Below are 17,031 nucleotides of genomic sequence, written 5' to 3'. Positions count from 1 at the left end.
AACAGTTTGTACCTCATGGCCGGGACCGATGCCCTTCGAGTAGCTCTCCTGGTCTATCGCGGCAACCCACACTCGGGAGGTCAGGGGGTATACACGAGGTACCTCGCGAGGGAATTGGTCAACCTCGGCCACGAGGTGACCGTGTTCGCGGGTCAGCCTTGGCCCGTGCTAGACGAAGGAACCGGCTTCGTGCCTGTGCCCAGCCTGGACCTGTACAGAGAGCCGGACCCGTTTCGCGTCCCACTTCCGTGGGAGTTCAGGTCTCCGATCGACCTGGCCGAATTCGGGCTCATGTGCACGGCTGGGTTCCCGGAGCCCAGAACGTTTAGCTGGAGGGTCCGGAGGGCGCTCGCTGCGCGTGCGGGGCAGTACGACGTGGTGCATGACAACCAAACCTTCGGTCGGAGCCTTCTCGGCGTCATGGCCGACGGATGGCCTCTGCTCGGCACGTGCCACCATCCAGTCACGGTCGACAAGACGCTCGACATCGAGCACGCCGAGAACCTCCGCCGCAGGGTGACTTTGCGCCGCTGGTACGGCTTTCTCGGGATGCAAATGAAGGTCGCACGCCAGATTCCTCGTGTTCTGACGGTCTCCTCGTCATCGAAGCGCGACATTGTTGAGCAGTACGGCCTGCGGTCCGAACAGCTAGCTGTGGTCCCGATAGGCGCCGACCACACGCACTTCCGCCCTCGACCTGAGATTCCGAAGGTACCCGGTCGGATCATGACCACGGCCAGCGCAGATGTGCCCTTCAAGGGTCTCCTTCCGCTGGTGGAAGCGGTTGCCAAGCTTCGCACCGAGCGGCCTGACGCCCATCTCCTGGTGGTCGGCAGGCTCCGCGCCGAGTCACCGGTCGCGGGAGCGATCGAAAGGCTGGGGCTGCAAGGCGCGGTCACCTTTGAGTCCGCCGTCAGCGATGACCGGATGGTCGAACTTTATGCACAAGCCCAGGTCGCGGTGGTGCCATCCCTCTACGAGGGGTTCTCGTTGCCCGCGGTTGAGGCGCTCGCCTGCGGAGTACCGCTCGTCGCCACGACCGGTGGTGCCCTGCCAGAGGTCGTGGGTGAAGACGGCAAGACGGGTCTCCTGGTGGCCCCTGGTGACCCAGGTGCTCTGGCGGAAGCTATCCGCACGGTTCTGGACGAGCCCGAGTTGGCAGCGAGACTCTCCTCGGCCGGCCGGCGGCGAGTGCTGGAGCGGTACACGTGGCAGGCGTGTGCTAGCGCCACCGCGGAGCACTACCGCTGGACCATCGAGGACCACAAAACGCGTACCTGGTCGGTTAGGTGCTGACTGTTCGATACCCAGTGCTCGGCGTGAAACCGGGTGATCATGTTCTCGACCTGGGGGCGGGAGGTGGTCGTCACGCGTTCGAAGCCATGCGACTGGGAGCGAACGTAACCGCGCTCGATGCGGACGAGTTGGAAGTCAAGGATGTTTCCGCTCTGATGACAGCGTTGCTCGAGGAAGCTGGGGGTCAGCGAACCTATGGCGGTGGCTTTCCTGTTGCGGGTGACGCATTGAAGCTTCCCTTTGCCAGCCAGACGTTCGACCGGGTAATCGCTGCTGAAGTCTTGGAGCACATCCGAGACGACCGAACTGCCATCTCGGAACTCGCCCGAGTCATCAGGCCCGGCGGGACAATGGCGATAACCGTGCCCAGATGGTGGCCCGAACTGCTCACCTGGGCACTCTCCGACGAGTACCACAGCAATCCGGGCGGCCATATCCGCATCTACCGGAAGTCGGCTCTTGTGGAACGTCTGAGGGATGCTGACCTGAAGGTATTCGCGACACATCACGCGCATGCTCTTCATAGCCCCTACTGGTGGTTAAAGGCAGCCGTCGGCGTCCGGGATGACACCCACCCTCTCGTCCGTGCCTACCATCGGCTGCTGGTCTGGGATATCACGGCTGCCACTCCACTGACTCGCGTCCCCGACGCTGTTCTGAATCCATTGCTCGGAAAGAGCCTTGTTATCTACGTGAGGAAACCCTCGTGAGCCATCCCTTGACAACGAGGGAAGTCGCCGACACCGTCGACTGGATCGCGTCCATACAGCGACCGGACGGGATGATTCCTTGGTTTCATGGAGGTCACTCCGATCCGTGGAACCACACCGAGGCCGCAATGGCCTTGATGTTGGGGGGACAGCGGACCGACGCTGAGAGGGCCTACCAGTGGCTCATTGATAGTCAACTGCCCAACGGCACGTGGTGCCGTTACTATCTCGCCGACGGAGTTGAGGATCCTCGGAGGGACCCCAACGTAGGGGCTTACGTCGCTACGGGCTCTTGGTGGCACTACCTGCTGACAGGAGATTCGGGCTTTCTCGAGTCGATGTGGCCGGCAATCGAGAAAGCAATCGGTTTCGTCCTCCGGTTACAGCAGCCCGGCGGCGAAGTCCTGTGGTCGATGGACCCAGACGGTCACCTCGGCCGTTACGCCTTGCTCACCTCAACGTCGTCGATACACCACAGTCTGCGCTGTGCCGTCGCCATTGCCGAATACCTCGGATACGAGAAGCCCGAGTGGGAGCTGGCAGCGGATTTGATCGTTGAAGCAATTGTCCATCGGCCCCAGAGCTTTGCTCCGAAACACAGATGGGCTATGGACTGGTACTACCCGGTACTTTCCGGTGCGGTAGATCGTCAGTCGGGTCGTGACCGACTGACTTCCCGCTGGTCTGAGTTCGTCATTCAAGGCGTGGGAATTCGGTGCGTGGCTGATCAATCCTGGGTCACTGCCGCTGAAACGGCGGAATGTGTCATGGCTCTCGACGCAGTCGGTATGTCCGATGAAGCAGAGAGGCTGCTCGACTGGACCCGACACCTGCGAGACGACGATGGGGCTTACTGGACTGGCTGTGTACATCCGCAGTGCGTCAGATACCCCGGTGGCGAGAGGACCACATATACCGCTGCCGCAGTGTTGTTGGCCGACCATGCTATCTACGGCGGAGGTCCCTCCTCGGGTCTGTTCAGAGGTGAGACACTCGCCGAGGTCCGTGACCTATCGGGAGTCGTCGAGACGCTCGGCGACCTTTAGGGCCTATGAGGCGCCCCAGTATCACGTGGGTCACGCCGTTCGTCCCTGATCGCCACGGTGGAGGAGGCCAGATTCGCCAGGCGTATCTTCTCCTGGCGCTGGCCGAGGTTGCGGAGATAGGGCTCTACGCCAACCGGGAGTCAAAGGACCTGTTGGTGCGAGAGGCGGTCTCATCGTTTCACCTGATCGATGCGCCGGCTACCGATTGGGCCACTCGATCGAAATGGGCGAGAAGGACTCGGGATCTGGCTGTGGTTCTGTACGGCCGTGAGCCTCGTGAGGTGTCCAACTTTCGCGGTCTTCGCAAGGCTCTGGCTGGGCCTTTGGGAGGCACGGACGCCGAGGCCGTCATCGTGGAATACGCGGGCCTCGCGCCGCTCATCGATTATCGGGCGGACTTAGAGCAACCCTGGATCCTTACCCTTCACAACGTCGGGTCCGTGATGGAGCGACAGGAGCAAGCCATCAACAGCGGAGGGCGCCAGGCATGGCTCCACTCCCGAGACTCAAGAATCTGGGAGCGTTGGGAATCGAAGCAGCCATCACGCTATGACCGGGTCGTAACCGTGTCCTCTGAGGATGCAGTTCACTTCAGAGACCGAAGGGGTCGCCGTTCCGAGGTCATACCCAATGGCGTCGACATCGAGCGCTTCCGGCCGACTGACCTGCCCGACGAACCGAGGCTCATCTTCACGGGCGCACTCAACACTGGTCCGAACTATTACGGGCTGCTTTGGTTCTGCCACGACGTTTTACCCTTGGTCAGGCGAGTCCGTACGGACGTTACTCTCGACATAGTCGGGTCCAATGCCCCGCCCGAGATACGAGATCTCGGCCGACTTCCTGGCGTGCGCGTCCATGAAGACGTCCCCGATGTCGTTCCACATCTGCGAGCGGCGCGTGTCTCAGTCGTGCCGTTGAAAATCGGTACGGGGACAAGGCTCAAGGCCCTCGAAGCGATGGCGGCAGGTCGACCGGTGGTTGGCACATCAGTGGGACTCGGGGGCCTCGAGATAGCCGATCGGATCAATGCAGAGATCGCAGATGATCCCCAATCGTTCTCTGATCGGGTTTGTCGCTTGTTGGATGACGACGATCACGCTTCTGTCCTGACTCAACAAGCACGACACCTCGTTGAAGAACGGTACTCGTGGAGTGCCATCGGCGCACGGTACGTCGGCTTTATCGCTGAGATGTTGGGGTGATTCCCGACAGCAATTCCTGGTGTACGGCGATTGTCTCCTTGGCCGTTCGCTCCCACGTGAACAACCGTGCCCGTGCTTGCCCGCGAGCGATCATTTCAGCCCGGAGTTCGTCGTCCCGTGCCATTCGGAGTATGGCGTTAGACCAACCATCCGCGTCATCCGGGTCGTTGAGCAACGCAGCATCGGCGGTGACCTCGGGAATCGAGCCGCTGTTCGAGGCGGCTACCGGGATTGCCGCGGCCATTCCCTCGAGTGGCGTGAGCCCGAAGCCTTCGTCGCGCGACGGATGTAGCAGGGCGACAGCCCCGTGCATCAACGCGAGCATTTCTGACTCTGGCAACCATCCGGGCAGCCGAACCAGGTGGCGGAGACCGAGGCGTTCGATCTGGTCCTCGATGGCATCCACACCGAGTCCTCGGGGACCGATCGCGACTACCGGGTAGTCGAGTTGGGTGGTGATTGTGGCAAGGGCATTGAGAACTACCTGGAGGTTCTTACGGGCCGACACGTTGCCGAGGACGACGAAATATCGACCCGGAACGAGCTCGTACTTCCTGCAGGCCTCATCGATGTGACTCCGGTCAACTGGCACCCAGAACACTGGATCAACTCCAAGGTGGACCACTCGTATGCGGCTTTCCTCCACACCCAGTATTTCGGGTATCTCGCGTGCGGTCTTGTGGGAGTCGGCTATGAGCATCTCGGCTCGATCTGCCGCCTGCTTGAAGCTACGTACATACCGTATGTGCTCATAACGGGTCACCCAGTCCGGATTGGCCAGGGGCATGAGGTCGTGGATGGTGAACACCAAACGGGCACGGGTCGGAACGGGTATCGCTGGATAGAGGATGTGCAGCAGATCGGGTTTTCGGAATGCGCGATCCACCCGCGGGCGACCACTCACCAACCAGGACAGGTGGAGCATTCTTCGAGACCATTGGGATCGAGGAACGTTTGGCCGCAGTATCGGAAGACCCGGCGGTGGCCCGATCTCAGAAGGAGGCTCAGGGGACGCGCCAACTGAGTAGGTAATGCCGTGGTGTTCGCTGGACGCGATGGCAGGAATCAGTCGTCGAACGTAGTAGCCGATTCCAGTGGCACCCGGCTGCTCGAGGCGATGGCCGTACAACAGGACGGTGCTCAATTCGAACCTACGGTTACGGCTTCGAAAATCGACATAATCCTGTTCGCCATGACCGATGGCACGAAGTCCCGGAGGACTCGTTCACGTCCTGCCGATCCCATGGCGTCGGCTTCAACCGGATTATCCAGAAGCCGGATGATCGCAAGAGCCAACGACGGCGGATCGCCAGGAGGTACAAGGATGCCGGTACGCCCATTCTCCACGATCTTGGCCATCGCACCAACGTCAGTTGCGACAACTGGAAGCCCCAAAGCCATCGCTTCCAGTACCGCTACCGGGTAGTTCTCCCATCTTGATGCTTGAACGTAGACAGCTGCCTCTGACCAGTACGTGTACGGACGAGAACGGTGGCCCCTGAGCGTCACGGTCTGATCGAGACCAAGTTCCGTCAGTCGAAGCCGTATCTTGCGAGCGTATGCCTCGTACCCTTTTTGCTCGCCTCCGAATACGTCGAGCCGGATAGCAGAAAACGAGTTTCGGACTGACGCTACAGCTTCGAGGAGAAGATCAAGTCCCTTTTGGGGAACAAGACGCGACGATGTGACGAGCCGGCAGCCACCGCGGGTGACGGGATCCCTCGCGAGGACATCGTGTTGTACTGCGTTGGGGACGACCTGAACCTTCTGCATCGGAAGTCCCGGAGCGCTCTCGAGGGTGGATGGATCAGGAATGACGATCGAGTTGGAGGTGAGGCCGGCGAGGCGATTCAAAGTGGTGGAGCGCTCGCCCAAGTGAACGTGCCACACCACAGGCACCTTCATTGCCCTAGCTGCAGGACCGGCTAAAAGAACGCCACGCAGGTCACTCGCGTGCAGGATATCTGTGCCCGGGGGGATGCGTCGGCGGATCCGGTCCCACGCCAGTGGCAGCAAGGATGCGGCGAGCATCGCCTTGTGTCCCTGGGTGTTGTGTCCGTAAGTCATGAGCGACCCGGGCAACTGGACGACAGACCGGTCGAACCCAAGGCTGTCAAGCTCCTCTGTGAAGGGACCTTCACCGGTCGTCAGAAAGTGCACCCCGGTCCGGGACCGTAACTCCGTGGCGATCGTTATCGATACCTGGTGGCTACCCCCGGTCACGTGGGGGTAGGCGTCGAAGAACGTGACGGAGGACGGTCGCTTGGCGGTCAGCATTCTTTGGTCAGGAGGCGCTCAGTGCCAGGTGGCCGGGCCCCAGCGCCCGAGCGCCTCATTCCATGTGTCAAGGGCGAAATGACGGGTCATGACGAAATCCTCGGAAGGATCCAAACCATCGCTGTTGGGGCTCGGGAGATGAAGGTGCCTCGAGGAGTAGGCGTTGTGATAGACGACATCGCCGAATGTTGCCCCAACAAACCACTCGCCACCATGGACACTATCGGTCTTCGGAACGATCGCTACGCGGTCCGGTCCGGCGCGACGGCTGATCAGCTCGCCAACGTCGTTCCACCCTTCATGCCCACCATCCTGAGACTCCTGTGCCCTGAAGGTGTGTCTTCCGGAGACAAAGGTTTCCGTGCGCATCGCGAGACAGCAAGGGTGAGCGTATTCTCGGGCACATTCGCAGCCGACGACGTCGAATCCCTTTCCTAACGGTTCCAAGAAGGTCGGCAGCCAGCTTTCGCTGAAAGGGAATGCATCGGCGTCCAGGCTCATCACGTATTCCGTCGAGCTAAGCAAGAATCCGATGTCGAGCGCGACGCTATGACGCAAGTTGGCTGGCAGCCTGATCAACCGCGCCGAGAAGAGATCACAGAGCGGACGGGGGTTGACATCGCTGTGATTGTCCACCACGAGAATCTGGGTCGTGGCATCGGTGAACCGACGGATGCCTTTGAGCGCGATCGGAAGGAACTCGTCACTGTTCCATGTTGCGATCACGATCGTGACCCCGGGGCGCAGGCGGCGAAGCCGCCGCCTGCTTTGGAGACGGAGCACGGACTGGAGCAGGCCGAATCTCTCGACTAGCACCGCGACCCGTTTGACCTCTCGGAAACGGTCCAAAACATCCATGGCTGGCGGCTCAGTCGCTACAACGTGCCAGGAATGTGAGCGGAATCGGCTCCATTGCGGCTGGGTGTGTCCGAGCCAACTGCTTCGGGTTCCGAAGAAGCACCGGATCCGTACCCATACCCGTAGCCAAATCCAAATGAGGCGTCGCTCGCGCGGAACTTGTTCAAGACCACACCAAATAACCTCGTTTGATTACGGATGAGTAGGTCCTTGGCCTTGGACACCGCAATCGTCGATGACGACCTTGCAGCGGTCACGAGTAACGCGCCGGACGCGATGCGCCCAATGACGAGAGTATCGGCAACCGGCAGAACAGGTGGGGTGTCGATCAGCACCAAGTCTGCCTGCTCCGCCAAACCGCTCAACAGGCGCGAGGTGCGTCCAGTTCCCAGTAGTTCGGCAGGACTGGCTACGTCCGCCCCGGTTCCGAGGAAGTAGAGGCCGGTCTGAAGTCCGCTCGGCTGTGCCGGTAGCTCGACGTACTGGAGCGTGTCTTCCAACTTGCGCTTGCCTAGCAGCACTTCCGAAACACCATATTCGTTGTGCGCGTTGACGAGACGGTGGGCGTTCGGGTGGCGCAAGTCGAGGTCGACGAGGACTGTTCGGCGTCCCGCCGCAGCGAAGGCAAACGCCAGGTTGACACACGTCAGGGTCTTGCCCTCTTCGGGACTCGCACTGGTGACGATCACCGTTGGGCGCTCCGTGTCGGCAAGAGCCACCGAGAGGTTCGAGCGAAGAATACGGAAGGACTCTTCGAACGCCGTCGAAGTGTCCCAGGACGAGCGCGATGCGTAGCTGGCGGTGGATTTGAGTGATTTAGCCAACGGATTGTCTTTCGACGAGACCACCCCGTAGCGGGATTATCCCGAGTACCGGAAGATCGAGCTTCCGCTCGAGATCCTCCGGGTTTCTTACAGTGATATCGAGGTAGTCGAGCAGCAACACCAGCGCCACGGCAACGACAAATCCAAAGATCGCGCCCAGCTCAAGATGACGTGTGAGCCCATTGGACAGCGGCGCAATGGGCAGGCTCGCGTTCTGAAACACGTACGCCGGCTCGGCAGGGATCGTACCGGGACCGGCCGAGGCCCCGGGCGAATAGCTCTGAATCTGGGAGACAAACGAAGCGCTCATTCCGTTCGCCAGTCGTTCAGCCACCAGCGGATCCGGATCGGTAACCGTCACAGCGATTAGGTTTGAACCCGGGACCACCGTGGCCTTGGTCTCGCTGGTTACTTCTTGGGCATTCCGTGGAACTCCTGTCGCCGAAATCGTCTTCTGAGCGATCACAGGATTAGGAATCATTTGGGTGAAGGTATAAAGGATCTGATTGAGCCCGGGCAGTGCATACAGTTCGGCTGGATTTTGGGCAAGCTGTCCAGGCCCGACGTAGAGCACGGCGTTGGCCCGATACAACGCCGTTCTCGGTGTTATGAGGTACCCAGCCGCCAACCCGACGGCCACGGTCACGACTACAAAAAACCATCGATGCCGGAGCAGACGCAGATATCGTCGAAGCTCCACTGCTTAGACTCCCTTGCCCAACACTCGTGGCACCACCATTGCCTCCCTAAGCCCAATCCTACTAGTGCCTAAGTCGAGCCAGGGCTCAGCTCTCTCCGTGGGCCTGAAATTTCAGCCTTTTCGGGCGAAGCTGGCCAACTCCAAGGACGGCCGCACTGCCTCCCGTTCTTTGGCTGCGGCCTTCCGCGAGCAGTCCAGAGCAGCGGCCCCGGCACCACACAGTGCAAATACAGGCCAATCGACGACCTGGCTCACGAACGGTTGCAGAACAAGACCGGCAATCAGTAGTCCGATTAGGCCATTCCTGGCCCCAAACGCGGGTCCAGTGTAAGAAGAGGCGCTATTCAATCCTGGCAGAGGGCGCAATGCCCGCACCATATAGAGCAATGCGAGCACATAAAGAGCGAGGCCCGCATAGCCCAACTGAATGCCAATATTAAGGTAACCGTCCTCGCTAACAATGAAGGTTTGTGTCGTTTCCAATCCCTTCAGTGACGCCAACTGCCCTGCGCCCGCGCCGGTAGCGAGGCCCGTGCCCATCGGGTGCGTTGACAGCGCCTGCAGCCCGTACCTTGTAGAGGTGATGTGACTCGTGTTGGATCCCTGCGACGCGACGTAGTGATGAGCGAGTCCGCTACTCGCGATGAGCGGGATACAAGCAACAAGGGCAATGGCCAAAGCGAAGCCCAACCGTTCGGCGTGCGCGACGGATCTGCCGATCTGCGTCCGAAGTCCGAGCAATGCAGCGATCACTCCCGCCACCAAGGCGGCGCGACCTTGATTGAAGACGAGCGCCACCGAAATAAGGGGCACTCCCAGACGAACGAACCAGCCTGGTCGTCCCCGGGTAAAGAATTCAACCGCTATGGCGAGCGCGAGCACGAGGTAGAACCCCGCGTCGAGATAGTTGAGTAGCACCGATCCGACCCGCGGGAAATGGTGACCGCCGACTGATCCGTACACCTCCTGGTATGTCGGGTTGGCAATCCTGAGAACCCGGAGTTCATAATCCGTAAGCTTGATCGTCTTCGTTACGAAGCGAACCCAGGTGTTCGTAGCGAAGAACTCGAAAATACCGACACCGGCAACAACCGAAGCTACGATGACAAATTGGCGGAAGAGCCTGTTGACCTCCTCGCTCGTCAGGCCGCAGTGCCGGACGACAAGGAACAGGCCCACGTACAGCACGTCGCTTCGCCATCCCAGCTCCCGGGCGTAGAACGACAATCCTGCCCCCGGGCCCGAGCCGACGAACAAACCTGGAAGGAGCAGGTACAGAGTTCCGAGAGCGAGGTACGCGAAACCGAAGCGGTCGGCCCTGTCGAATTTTAGGCGCTGCGACTGGTCCGCAGATCTGTTGTTGAGGACTCTGCGTAGCGCGGCGAGAGCGATACCGAGCACCATCGCCTCTTTCCAGAAGCCCAGCGACCTGACGACCGACGCCGGTAGCCCCATGCGGAGTAACGCCGCCAAGGCGATCGTGGAGAAAGGCAGACCGATGACCAGCGCTGAAAGTGCCCGGGAGGGCTTCCGTACCAGGAACGACAAAAGTCCCACGGCGATTAGGAGTTCGATCAGTCGTATGGCCTTCGACTCGCCATGCCGGATGACCTCGAGGACGAAAAGAGGTGTCACCCAGATCCATGTCCGACCAGCGATTCTGAGGACTAGAGCCCAGGTGGCTTGGGCTCGGGACGAAGCGGATCGCGCCCACCGCGGAGTTGGGCCCATCCAAGGCCATCCCGGCCGCCCTGCTTGCACGAAACGATTGTAAGCGGGAGGTGGAAGGGTTTGATGGCGGCAAATGACTTCAAGGTCAATTGTGCTGTGCGACCCTCCTGAGTACCGTGTACGAATTGATCATCGACCCATGCGCATGTACTTCAAACCATGAAGCCCAAATTGCTGTGGGTCACGGACGAGGTACCGGACCCTGAATTAGGGGGCGGGAGTATCCGGCAATACGAACTATTGACCCGGATATCCGACTCGGCAGAGATCGACTTGCTTTTGGTCGGCTCTCTTCGTAACCGCGATCTGCGGCAAGCGTTGAGAGCTGTGCATGAGGTACCCCCGTTCCAGGGACCGATTCGGCCCGCACTTGTTCGCCGGCTCAGTGATGTGCGGGACGTCGCACTGCTCAGAACGCCGATGGAACTCCGGTGGGCACGGCGCACCCGAGAGTTGCTGGATCGCCATCTGGGTGACACCTCTTCCTATTCGTTGGTTCAGGTCGAACACGAGTGGTTTGCACCGCTCCTGCCCGCCCAAAAAAGGAATCGTTGGGCGATCACGCTTCACAACCTGATATCAGTACGGGCGAGGCAGGGAGCAGCCGTCGCGCATAAGCGTAGGGTGCGCTGGTTGCTCGAGGGTGATGCTGACAACGCCGCCCGGCTCGAACGATGGATAAGCCGAAGCTACGACGTGACCATCGCTGTCTCTGATGCCGATGCGGCCGGCTTGGAGCGGGCGGTCGTCGTTCCAAACGGAGTCGACTTGGATCGCTTCAACGCTGAACCCATCCCGTCAGCACCCCGTTTGCTCTTCAGCGGCTCGTTCAACTACGAGCCGAACGTCGATGCGGCATTGTGGTTCTGCGGTGAGATCCTCCCGTTGGTGCGCCACGAAGTTCCGATGGCGACGGTAGCAATTGTCGGTCGGCAGCCTGATCACCGGATGCGGCGCCTAGCAGCGCAGAGGGGCGTCGACACTCATTTCGACGTTCCGTCCATCCGACCGTATCTCTCCTCGGCGCGAGTCGTGGTCGTGCCGGTGAGGATCGGTTCCGGAACGCGACTGAAGGCACTCGAAGCCATGGCGGCCTGCCGCCCCGTGGTCGGAACGCCTGTGGGTTTGGAAGGGCTCGGTCTGCAACAAGGAGTATCGGCCGAGATCGCCGCGGACGCCGAGGGCGTGGCTTCAGGGATCGTGCGACTGCTTACTGATGACACGTACGCAGAGCAATTAGCAAGGGCCGGTCGCCGCTTGGTCGAGGATCGCTTTTCCTGGGATCGGATAGCCAAGATCTACTTGGAAGGAGTGTTGACTCCGTTTACCTGAGGAAGGGTAATCCGACTGTCTCCCCGGCATCGGTCCCTGATTCAAGTATGCCGGTCGACAGTCGTCCTCATCGTCGAATGTGGTCATGTAGCGTTCCCCCCATGGAGCCGGGGGTTCAGCATGACGATGTGGACTCTGGGCAGGACCACTAGCGGGCACCGGACTGTTCCCCGAGGTCACGGTGAATCCGGCCAGCCGCCGAATGACTGTCAGCGCCATTGTGTGCACGATGGGGAGAACGTCCCTGCTCCGCGAGTCCCTGGCGTGCCTTGGCGCTTGCCTGGTCGAGGGCGACGAGCTCATAGTCGCCGAGGCCGGAGGCGATGCGGCCCGAGCCTTACTAGACGCGAAGGAGCCCGTCGGTGTCCGCTCGATCCATTTGCGGGTGGAACCGCCGGGCAAGTGTCGGCAGCTGAACACCGCTATACGTGCGGCTTCGGGAGAGCTTCTGCTGATCACCGACGACGACGTCCGCGTTCCGTCAGGGTGGGCGGACGCCATGGCGGCTCCGTTTACGGAAGGTGACGTTGGCTTGGCGTGCGGGCCCGTGCGGGGTCTCTCCCGCGTGCCGGGTGTCGACGAAGCCCCGGGTCCTCTCCCGGGCCCGGCTCCGTTCGAGCCGTGGAGCTTCGCCCATGGGGCGGCGATTGCGGTGCGCCGCCGAGCCGCCCTGGACGCGGGCGGATTCGACGAACGTCTTGGCCCAGGGACCCCGGCTTCGGGGGAGGACCATGACTTCATCCTGCGCGTCCGTCGCAAGGGGTGGCGCGTCGTGATCGCCGCGGCGGATCCGGTTGAGCACATGGACTGGCGCAGCCCCGAAGAGAACCGTCGAAACGCTTTGGGGTACGAGAGAGGCGGTGGCGCTGTCACCGGGGCAGCGCTCAGACGTTCCTTCACTGAGGGTTGGCCCGTTCTGCGCCGGCGCCTGGGGTACCAGCGGGCGGTGTTCCGGTGGAACCGACGCTTCGGCCCACCCGCGCTTGGTGCCTTCGCCAGCGGACTGCTATACGGTTTGCGCCTCGATCCGCGGAACTGGCTCGACGCTGAGGACTGAGGACGATGACGATCTGATGCGTCGGTTGCGTTCACGAACCGGTTTGCTGTTCGTGCAGAGATGAACACAAAAAAGAGTGACGACCCGCTGCGAATCGTGCTGTCGCACGTGTACTCTTGGCCCGAAGTCAGACGCGGGGGCGAACGATATCTACACGAGGTCGCGTCAGCCTTAACTCTGGCCGGGCACCAAGTCACAATTCTCTCGACTGGCCTTCACAGGGAACGCACAAACATCCAAGATGTCCCGGTTGAGCGCCTGCGACGGAGATTCTTGCCAGAAAGGTTCTTCGGCGCTCAGTCTGACGAAGTCGCGTTCGGACTTCAGGCGTTGTCCTGGGTGGCACGACGTCCCGTAGACGTGTGGCACGCACTCGGCACAGCGGATGCCGCAAGCGCCACGCTCCTCGCTCGCCCGAGGAAGTTTCGTTCTGTGCACACTTCGCTGGGTCTTCCCGAGAAGGGTTACTGGAACAACCGTCCCGACCGGATACTTCACGAGTTTGTTGCGGCCCGCATCGACTCGTACATTTGTCTGTCCCAAGCCTCTGCAGCAGGTTTGAGAGCTGGCTGGAGCCGATCAGCCGAGGTAGTAAGCGGGGGAGTCGACATCGACCGATTTACTCCCTCAGCTCGCCGACACGACCGACCCGCACTGCTGTATTCAGGGACTCTTGCCGAGGAGCGGAAGAACCTTCGCCTGCTTCTCGAGGCAGTCGCTATTCTGCGCGCGAAACATCCGCAACTCGAGCTGTGGCTGTCCGGGCCCGGAGATCCTTCCGCTCTGATCGCGGCCAGCCCACCGGCAGCGAAGGATGCTGTCATGCATCTGGGTCTTGGTTCGCCGGACGAGCAAGGTCTGCGCTATGGCCGGGCCTGGGCTACGGTCCTGCCGTCGAAACACGAAGCGTTCGGTCTTTGTCTTATTGAGTCTCTAGCGTGTGGTACGCCAATCGTTGCCTTGGAGGACGGTGGAGGCCCTGCCGAACTGATCCAACCAGGCATCGGGGTTGCCAGCGGATCCACCTCAACTGAGCTTGCCGAGGCCTGCGGTCTGGCAATCGAATTGGCTCAGCTTCATGGCACTGCGGAGGCTTGCCGCGCAGCCTCTGAGCGATACGATTGGCGGCGCTCCATAGTCCCCCGGCTCGAGGAAATATATCGCCGTCATGCCCCACGCTCGTGAGGGAGCCGGCGGAACGTGATCACACCACAAAGATCCGGCTCTTGGCAGAGCCTTCGAGTTTGCCGGCGAATGACGCAGCGTGCACAGTGATGTAGAACACGGTCGAGAGCCACCCTGGCCAGTAGCGTGGGTGGCGCAGTGGCGGGTGCAGCCACTTGAGGTAAGGGGCGGTGAGAAGGAGAGCGAAACGCCAACGCGCGCCGAGAAGGAGGCCGGCAACCGCCAACGCGAACAGGGCATTCTCTTTCCGCAAGGCCCATGGCCGCCAGAATTCCGAACGAAGTCCTGGATGCTTAGACGCAAGATAGACGGTGTTGCGGTCCATATAGTAGAACCAGAGGTGCCATTTCCAGGAGCGCTCCTCGACACAGTGTTCGACGACGCCGTCTTCGGCCCACCCGCGCTCCCAACCTGAATCCATGGCCGACCAAGCCGCAGATGTCTCCTCGCCGAATCGCCCAAGTTGTTCGTCGAAACCTCCGACGGATTCAAGTGCTTCGCGTCGCCAGAACAGATTGCAACCCTCAAACCACGGACTTGGCCGGAGCACCTCGCGAACAACCGTGAAACATGTCATCCGGTGATTCTCGCTTTCCGGTGGCCGCACCGTGGGACCCTGAACTATTCCTAGTCTCGGCGAGGATCGAAGTAGCGAGAGACCGGAAGCCAACCATTCGGGGTGCGGAACACAGTCATCGTCGGTGAACGAGAGAAAGGGAGCGTCACACGACTTCCAACCAAGGTTGCGTGCCTTACCCGGCCCGCCGTTACGGTCAGCGTGAACCACGTGCGCGCGAAAAGGGGCTTTGCGCGCAAGTTCTTCAATTGTTTCGGCGATCGGCGATCCTGAACAGTCATCGACGATTATCAACTCCCATCGATCGACAGGGAGCGTCTGCAATGCCAAGGCTCGAAGTAAGCGGTCAAGCCCATCTACTCTCCGAAAGGTTGGAACGACCACCGCGATGTCCGGTGGGCTCGCGGACGCTCCGGCGGGCCGTGGCACGGCCAAACTTTAGTCAGTTGGGGTTCGCGTGCTCCCTCAACCAGGGAGGTCGACCGCTTTTGGCGAGGTCAGTGAGGTCTATAGCGTCCTTGTAGGTGTCCATCGACTTCCAGAATCCCAAATGCCTGTACGCGTGCAGTTGCCCAGCGCTGGCGAGCGCAGGCAGTACGTCCTTTTCTAGGTCGTCTCCCGCCCAAGTGGCGAAGACGGTCGGCTCGAAAACGAAGAACCCTCCATTGATCCAATGGTCGAATAGCCTGGGCTTCTCCTTGAACTCGAGGACACGACCAGCCCCGTCAGTGTCCACTGTCCCGAACTGGGATGGCAACGGGACCGTAGTGATTGTTGCCGTTCCTCCACTCGCCTCGTGAAAGCGGACCAGGGCCGGAAGGTCTATGTCCCCGACGCCGTCGCCGTACGTGGCCAGGAATCGCTCCCTCAGCAGATGACGGCACTGGAGGATTCGGGACCCCGTATTGGCGTCTTCTCCAGTGTCGAGGACCTTGACCTCCCAATCGTCTGGGAGGGTCGTCGCGAACTCACGGATCATTGCGATCTTGTAGCCCGCGGCGAGTATGAAGTGGCGGACGCCCTGTCGGGCGAAGATGTCGAGCACATGTCGAAGGATGGGTTGTCCCGCTACGTCCAGCAACGGTTTGGGAAGTTCGAGGGTATGTGGGTATGCCCGAGTCCCTTTGCCGCCGCACAGCACTAAGGTCCAGATACTGCCGGGAGTCACTGGGCTAATCGTATCGACGGAGCATTCAAGTTTGGTGAAAACGCTTTAGGTGAGCGGTTACCATTTGGGGGAGGGCTATGGGTTCAACTGGGTCTTGGAGATCATGTAGCACTAGCGAGGGCCATGCAACGTTTCCAAGGCGTCGTGCGGCGCTTGGTCGATAGGCCTCGGTTGTCCCGGTTGAAGGCGCGGTGGCCAGCGATTGGGAGTCTTCAGTCTTTCCGTCTTCGCGGGCTTATGTGGCTGATCGGTTCCAGTCCGATTCAGCGCAGTACCCGACGGCTGTTGTACGCAGGAAGAACAGTCGAGTGTCCCTGTTGCCGCAGGCGGTCTCGTTGCTTCATGCCGGACTACAACCGGCCCAATGCGAAGTGCCCGACCTGCTTTTCGGAGGAGCGCCACCGGGCCCTGCGAGTGTTTCTTGGAGGGTGGCTGTCGAACCTTGATCGGCCTCTGCGGGTTCTTCACCAGGCACCGGACGCTGCCCTGCGTCCGTGGCTTGAAGCACAAGCCGGAGTCACTTACATAACGGGGGACCTGGCGGAGCTTCCAGTGATGATTCGCTTTGATCTTCAGCAGATACCTTTTCGGACGGCGAGCCTTGACGTGGTGATCGCCAGCCATGTGTTGGAGCATGTGGCGGACGACCGTGCCGCGATGAAAGAGATACTGAGGGTATTGCAACCCGGTGGCTCTGCCATTCTCATGGTGCCGATCGATGGCTCTCGGGAACACACCTACGAGGACCCAAGCCTCACCACTGCGGCGCAGCGAGCTGCCGCCTACTGGCAGTTTGATCATGTGCGACTATACGGAAGAGATTTCGCCGATCGACTCTCCGACGTGGGACTCAACGTGAGGATGGAACAACCCTCGCGCCTTCTTCCTCCGGATCTAGTACTCCGTTATGGGTTATCCGCCGACCCCAGCGTTTACGCACAATTGCCGATCGCGCCGCCCGACGAGGTTTACATCGCGACTCGACCTCCAAACCTCGCGTCGCGAGAATCTACAGAGCACGGTGTCGTGGATTCGTCCCAGGATGTCTCTTCGTCGTAAGGCAGG

The 17,031-nt window shown here is 60.8% G+C and carries 16 protein-coding genes; 8 read left to right on the top strand and 8 right to left on the bottom strand.

From position 1 onward, the window contains the following. Positions 1–15 precede the first annotated feature (15 nt). From VFZ97_17820 to VFZ97_17805, 4 genes are read left to right on the top strand one after another with little or no spacing between them, the layout of a single operon-like run. Positions 16–1,296, top strand: a complete 1,281-nt coding sequence (locus VFZ97_17820; protein HEX6395296.1) for a glycosyltransferase family 4 protein — start codon at positions 16–18, stop codon at positions 1,294–1,296. Continuing rightward, complete coding sequence (locus tag VFZ97_17815; protein ID HEX6395295.1) at positions 1,290–2,006, top strand: class I SAM-dependent methyltransferase; 717 nt, start codon at positions 1,290–1,292, stop codon at positions 2,004–2,006. Before VFZ97_17820 ends, VFZ97_17815 begins: the two co-directional genes overlap by 7 nt. After that, positions 2,003–3,052, top strand: coding sequence for a prenyltransferase/squalene oxidase repeat-containing protein (locus tag VFZ97_17810; GenBank protein ID HEX6395294.1), 1,050 nt, complete (start codon positions 2,003–2,005; stop codon positions 3,050–3,052). The genes VFZ97_17815 and VFZ97_17810 overlap by 4 nt, the downstream gene beginning before the upstream one ends. 5 nt (positions 3,053–3,057) lie before the next feature. Beyond that, entirely contained in the window at positions 3,058–4,257 is a 1,200-nt protein-coding gene (locus tag VFZ97_17805; protein ID HEX6395293.1) for a glycosyltransferase, read from the top strand. On the opposite strand, the gene VFZ97_17800 is transcribed toward VFZ97_17805, so the two are convergent. The 6 genes from VFZ97_17800 to VFZ97_17775 all read right to left on the bottom strand — a co-directional run bounded on the left by VFZ97_17800 (position 4,235) and on the right by VFZ97_17775 (position 10,551). Then, positions 4,235–5,386, bottom strand: coding sequence for a glycosyltransferase family 1 protein (locus VFZ97_17800; protein HEX6395292.1), 1,152 nt, complete (start codon positions 5,384–5,386; stop codon positions 4,235–4,237). The genes VFZ97_17805 and VFZ97_17800 overlap by 23 nt on opposite strands. Positions 5,387–5,397: 11 nt before the next feature. Continuing rightward, entirely contained in the window at positions 5,398–6,534 is a 1,137-nt protein-coding gene (locus VFZ97_17795) for a glycosyltransferase family 4 protein (protein ID HEX6395291.1), read from the bottom strand. Positions 6,535–6,552: 18 nt separating this feature from the next. Continuing rightward, entirely contained in the window at positions 6,553–7,392 is an 840-nt protein-coding gene (locus VFZ97_17790; GenBank protein HEX6395290.1) for a glycosyltransferase, read from the bottom strand. Positions 7,393–7,409: 17 nt separating this feature from the next. After that, the gene (locus VFZ97_17785; protein HEX6395289.1) at positions 7,410–8,216 is read right to left on the bottom strand and encodes a CpsD/CapB family tyrosine-protein kinase; all 807 of its coding nucleotides are present in this window, start codon (positions 8,214–8,216) and stop codon (positions 7,410–7,412) included. Further along, entirely contained in the window at positions 8,209–8,862 is a 654-nt protein-coding gene (locus VFZ97_17780) for a hypothetical protein (GenBank protein ID HEX6395288.1), read from the bottom strand. Before VFZ97_17780 ends, VFZ97_17785 begins: the two co-directional genes overlap by 8 nt. Before the next feature lie 165 nt (positions 8,863–9,027). After that, positions 9,028–10,551, bottom strand: a complete 1,524-nt coding sequence (locus VFZ97_17775) for a hypothetical protein (protein HEX6395287.1) — start codon at positions 10,549–10,551, stop codon at positions 9,028–9,030. Positions 10,552–10,806: 255 nt separating this feature from the next. Between VFZ97_17775 and VFZ97_17770 the strand changes: the two genes are divergently transcribed. From VFZ97_17770 to VFZ97_17760, 3 genes are all read left to right on the top strand, one after another. Next, entirely contained in the window at positions 10,807–11,979 is a 1,173-nt protein-coding gene (locus VFZ97_17770) for a glycosyltransferase (protein ID HEX6395286.1), read from the top strand. 202 nt (positions 11,980–12,181) lie between these two features. After that, positions 12,182–13,036 (top strand): glycosyltransferase, encoded by an 855-nt coding sequence (locus VFZ97_17765; protein HEX6395285.1) that lies wholly within the window; start codon positions 12,182–12,184, stop codon positions 13,034–13,036. A gap of 60 nt (positions 13,037–13,096) precedes the next feature. Continuing rightward, positions 13,097–14,221, top strand: a complete 1,125-nt coding sequence (locus VFZ97_17760) for a glycosyltransferase family 4 protein (GenBank protein HEX6395284.1) — start codon at positions 13,097–13,099, stop codon at positions 14,219–14,221. Between the two features lie 19 nt (positions 14,222–14,240). Here VFZ97_17760 and VFZ97_17755 read toward each other — a convergent pair whose 3' ends face one another. Next, positions 14,241–15,227 (bottom strand): glycosyltransferase, encoded by a 987-nt coding sequence (locus tag VFZ97_17755; protein ID HEX6395283.1) that lies wholly within the window; start codon positions 15,225–15,227, stop codon positions 14,241–14,243. A 13-nt stretch (positions 15,228–15,240) separates the two neighbouring features. Then, the gene (locus tag VFZ97_17750) at positions 15,241–15,939 is read right to left on the bottom strand and encodes a sugar phosphate nucleotidyltransferase (GenBank protein ID HEX6395282.1); all 699 of its coding nucleotides are present in this window, start codon (positions 15,937–15,939) and stop codon (positions 15,241–15,243) included. Between the two features lie 369 nt (positions 15,940–16,308). Between VFZ97_17750 and VFZ97_17745 the strand changes: the two genes are divergently transcribed. Next, the gene (locus VFZ97_17745; protein HEX6395281.1) at positions 16,309–17,025 is read left to right on the top strand and encodes a class I SAM-dependent methyltransferase; all 717 of its coding nucleotides are present in this window, start codon (positions 16,309–16,311) and stop codon (positions 17,023–17,025) included. Positions 17,026–17,031: the final 6 nt, after the last annotated feature.

The organism is Acidimicrobiales bacterium, from assembly GCA_036378675.1.
In the GTDB taxonomy this organism is placed as follows: domain Bacteria; phylum Actinomycetota; class Acidimicrobiia; order Acidimicrobiales; family Palsa-688; genus DASUWA01.
This window is presented reverse-complemented; position numbering and strand designations above follow the sequence as displayed.